4 protein-coding genes and 1 pseudogene are annotated in these 4,751 nt (G+C 35.4%); 3 read left to right on the top strand and 2 right to left on the bottom strand.

What is annotated here, in order from left to right; all coding sequences use genetic code 11:
- Positions 1-305: 305 nt before the first annotated feature.
- Both ACP5GV_RS07885 and ACP5GV_RS07880 read left to right on the top strand, forming a co-directional pair.
- Positions 306-458: a hypothetical protein gene (locus ACP5GV_RS07885; RefSeq protein WP_428103221.1), complete on the top strand. Its 153-nt coding sequence runs from the start codon at positions 306-308 to the stop codon at positions 456-458.
- 174 nt (positions 459-632) lie between these two features.
- A complete protein-coding gene (locus ACP5GV_RS07880; RefSeq protein WP_428103219.1) occupies positions 633-1,406 on the top strand; it encodes an SDH family Clp fold serine proteinase in 774 nt (257 codons plus the stop codon).
- 463 nt (positions 1,407-1,869) lie between these two features.
- Here the strand turns inward: ACP5GV_RS07880 and ACP5GV_RS07875 are convergent, their stop codons facing one another.
- Both ACP5GV_RS07875 and ACP5GV_RS07870 read right to left on the bottom strand, forming a co-directional pair.
- The gene (locus ACP5GV_RS07875; RefSeq protein ID WP_428103217.1) at positions 1,870-3,417 is read right to left on the bottom strand and encodes a B12-binding domain-containing radical SAM protein; all 1,548 of its coding nucleotides are present in this window, start codon (positions 3,415-3,417) and stop codon (positions 1,870-1,872) included.
- A gap of 42 nt (positions 3,418-3,459) precedes the next feature.
- A complete protein-coding gene (locus ACP5GV_RS07870; protein ID WP_428103215.1) occupies positions 3,460-4,173 on the bottom strand; it encodes a transposase in 714 nt (237 codons plus the stop codon).
- Positions 4,174-4,293: 120 nt separating this feature from the next.
- Between ACP5GV_RS07870 and ACP5GV_RS07865 the strand changes: the two are divergent.
- Positions 4,294-4,751: pseudogene (locus ACP5GV_RS07865) on the top strand (hypothetical protein); the annotation flags it as partial.

Here is a 4,751-nt window from a genome sequence, read left to right as displayed (position 1 = left end):
TTTTTAGTATGTATATCCAATCCCACATAATTCATCCTCTTACCTCCTATAATCTCAAAACAAAAGATGATAAAATGTTTTAAGGATTTTATCCTCTTAACATTTCATCACACTTGGTATTTTGGATGATTTTTGAAGAAAAATTGAAATTTAAAAATCAAGAGACTATTAAAAAAAGGATTAAAAGAAAGCGCACTATTTTTATTAAGGTTTAAAGATATTTATCTTCGGAGATTCTGTCGTAATGGAAAAATTTTATAATATTTTAGATTTTATCTTTTTTGAAGGTTGAAGGTGATTGAAATATGGAAGAAACTGATGTAACGTTAACTGATTTTATGTTAAAAGCAAAAAAGAAAGCCGAGGAAACTAACCCGGATATTAAGAAGTTAAGTGAAATTGAGGCTGCTCTTTATCAGCCCATTTATGGTTATATCATTAGTTCTTCTTCAAATTGAGTGGAACATTCAAGGATAAATGGAAATCTATTTAGCCAAGTGATGCAGGAATATAAACCAGATCTCAACACACTGGCTAGGAAACGCTAGTAAATATTGAAGGACCTAGGGAACAAACTCGGTGCTCCTGTTGTCGCCTACATCGCTAACACTATGCACCCAATTTCTGCCATAATGCAAGCTGATGTCGATCCAGTTATGGATTTTGTTAAGGTTGCCTCTCGAAGTTCAAAGGAAGTTTATCTCATTGTAGAGAGTTCTGGAGGAGATGGAAATGTGGCAGAAAAATCATTATACGTATTTAAAGAGGTATTTACAAAGTCTTTCAATGTAATCATACCAAATATTGCAAAGAGTGCTGCAACAATGTTATCAATAGGTGCAGACAAAATAATAATGGGAACTAACTCTGAACTTGGACCAATTGACCCACAAATAGCGGTTATGCTACCATCTGGACAGAGTCAATATGTACCTGCAAAGTCTATAACTGGGGCTTTAACAAATATAAAAAAAGAGATAGAAAAAAACGAAAAGCTTGTAACTATGTATTATCCCGTATTACAACAAATCAGGCCAGAAACAATAAAATTTTGTGAAGATGCTATTTTATTCTCAAAGTCTTTTGCCAAGAGATGGTTAAAGGATGGATCTATGAAAGGCAAATCAGAGACTGCCATTGAAAAAACCGCCTTTGAGCTTATTACTGGTGATCGCTTCAATATGCATGGAAGTGTAATAAATCATCAAGAAGCGAAAGAATCTTTGGACTTAAACGTCGAATTTTGGGACCAAACGGATGAACGATGGCAGCTTTTATGGGATTATTATCTGAGAGTAAAGGCTAACTTCCAGATGAATCCTGCATCGGCTAAACTTTTCGAGACAACAGAAACTTCTTTAACAATGAATGTTGAGATAATGCAGAGAGTACAACCGGTCAAGTAGATTTTTTTGACTACCTTTTCAAAAAGGCACGTTAACACTATCTAGCAATTATTCCGCCTGAAAATAAGTTCCAAAATTTTAGCAAGATCTAATGGTGCTATTCTGAGCGATGTTAAAATAATGAACTGTATAAAATGATAAAAAAAGTAGGTTTATACATCAAATAATAGGCATTACTGAAAGTAGCGAACGAGACTAAAAGCAAATTTTTAACACCGCTTATATTACCTAAAAATATTAGAACATGACGGAGAGGGCTTAAAAGATTACTTCTAAGAAATATATCTATATTTTTTCCATGCTATTATTGAATCTTCATTGCATATCTGTAATATATAATATTAATTTATATATTAAATACAATATTCATTATCTTATAACATTCATAACGTTATCTATGTTATAAAAGTTAATTATTATACTTAATATATGGAGATAATTGTTAATAATGATGAAAAAAATATCAATAGATGGTTACAGAACCTTTATTTTGAACGTAATTTTCAATCTGCTTTGAGTATTTTCTGGTAAGATAGGTCGTGAATATGTTAATCAGTCTCTCTACAATAATGGCTGCAAATGGATTGTCCATGCCTTCACTGACCATTTTTCTGTCTCGATTTGCTTCTTCAAATGCCTGGTACAGTGCTTTAGCTATGAACTCGCCCCGCAGAGGATCTTCTAACATCTTATCCAACACAGTGAAGTTACGATGTCTTAGCGCGCCCATAGGTATGAAAGGCAGTGGAAATGTTATGACTCTGTAGTTTTTGAGCCTGTCAAGAAGCTCCAAGTTTAGCATTATGTCTTGTTCTGTTTCGTTCGGAAGATTTACTATCATGGTTCCTACCACTACCCAGCCATTATCATTTAGCGTGCCTATTGCTTCTTCTACGATCTCAGGATATTGTTGAGCTTTAAAAGGCAGAACCTTGCCCGGCATCCATGCTTCTATCATTTTCGGAGAACCTGTTTCTATGCCCATCTCTATGAAATTTCTGTGGTTTCCTTCGTTCATGTACTGGCTCACTTCCGCAACCAGCTTTGGATTCTGGACTACCACGGCAGCAGTTGTAAAATCAGTAGATAGGTTATAATCGCCATAGGACTTAACGAGTCTGTAAGCTCTTTTCACAAGCTCTGTCACTTTTTCCGGATCAGGATCGATGCCTTTTGCCCCGTATCTGAAAAATTCGTCGCTGTGCAGCCCTATGTGATTTACCTTCCCGCGTTCAAGGTTTAACTTTATCTCCTTCTCAATAGTTTCAAAGGGAATAGACCTGATCATGCCACTGAGTGTAGGCGTGCAGAACTTGCAACCTCTGCCACAACCTCTGGTCACCTCAACAAGCCCGCCATTTGCAGGTGTGATGATAGGTGGTATTTCGGAAACAGGCACTGGTCTTGTTGCCAGATAGCGCTGAGGAACTTGATTGCCGGCAAGGATGTTTTTAATTAGAGGAGGGCCTTCTATCTCGAATTCTCCCTCATAGGCTAGCGTCAGGTTCAGCTTCTTATCGTAATCTGTATCAATAAGCTGCCATACGGCAGGACCTCCCACAACGATCTTGATCTGGTCTTTGTATTTTTTCAGGGTCGGGTCGTCAAATATATCGAGAAAAGATCTGGAAATGTAGGGTATACCAGTATAAGGCAAGCCTGCAAGCTTGATTATCCAGTAAGTTATGCCAGAACCATAGCTCAGCCCTAAGCCGTCCATGGTGTATATACCGAGGATTTTAGTCTCCGGTCCTATAAAATATTTCAATGATTTCGGATCTACAATAGTAGATTCTATGCCCACTCTTTTCAGTGAGGCCTGAACCTTCGCAAGTCCGTAAGGTACTCTAATCGGCAGGTTATTACGGTCTCTTTTAACCCTGAAATACAGATCAGAGATCCATCTTTTCATATATGCGTCAGGCAGAGCGCTGATAAAACCTGCTATTGATGACCCGAATGTATCACTGGCAATTGCATTTTCACTGGTCAATATTACAGGCGCACTCATAAAATATATATATTTATTACTTATATTTAAACTTAAGTTTGCCTAGCCTCTTATATACACCTCCTTTTCCCATGCTGAATATATTTCTCCATCTATGGTTAAGAGCTGCGATTCTGCATAGGGCAAAATGAGTTCGTCAAGGAAGGTCCATCTCCCTTGAATCTTCACCCCCCTATTACCCTTTGATGTAAATATCCAGCTCTTACCTTTAGCGTTAAGAAATTTTACTAGATCATTCGTGAAATACCAGGAATCACCTATTACTGTTGAAAAATTCAGACCCCTTTTTATTGCATCTTCTATGTTCTCTTTCTGTATCTCTATCTTTGCTTTGAATTCCGGATTTTCTTTATTGAATTTTCTGTAGATTGATAATGCTATTGGATATTTACAGTATTTGCCAACAAAAAGTGATGTGGCTACTTGATATCCCCTTACGTATTTCTTTTTATTGTGATCAAAAAATATATCTGTGTATTCAATGTTTTTCCCATTTCTCTCTATGATCGTATCATCTATTACCAGAACAGTATCTTCCTCTACACTGTTTACTATTTCACATACCTTATTGAACATGCCATCTTTATCATAATTGGATCTGAACATGTTTAGATTTGATTGATTCGTATGGTCTATGTTTAGGCCATTTAAATGTGCAACGGATCTTGAATCACTTATTACCATAGCACTTGCAAGATTTTTGAACTGTTTAAAACCTCTGTAACTCTTGAAATATGGCTTGAATTCATCTATCAATGAATTAAATATGTCGGGGCCCTGATAAATGGGGATTTCTATCATTAAATATAGTAATATTATAATAATATTAAACTTTTTTCAAAAACGCAAAACTATAGTAAAACCCTCAAGGTTGGCATGAATAACGATGTTTATAAATTTATTGATCTTACTTTTATGATTGCTAAAAGATCCATGCCTGAATACTCAAACAAATTTTCTAAGAAAATTTATACGCAATGGCAACTATTTGTTTTGCTTGCAATTAAGATTTATTTTATTTTAAGAGAATTAATAGCTGAAGTGGAATATAATCCAACAATTATAGATCAATTATCTTTGGAATATATACCTCATTATACAACGGTTCAGAAATTTATGGAGAGGATGAAGGTTAGAGGTTTAGAAAAATTATTCAGGAAGGCATTATTGATTATCAGGGAAAGGTTTGAAAATGATATGCTGGGTATAGATGCAACAGGATATTCAAATGAATACCATTCACATTATTACGATAAAAGGGTAAGAGAATTTGGAATGAGAAGTAAAATACATAAAAACAACAATAACTGTAGCACTTGGTACTCAAATGATCA

This window comes from Caldisphaera sp. (assembly GCF_049974385.1).
GTDB lineage: Archaea > Thermoproteota > Thermoprotei_A > Sulfolobales > Acidilobaceae > Caldisphaera.
Note: the sequence above shows the minus strand (reverse complement) of the source record. Positions and strands in the feature narration are given on the sequence as shown.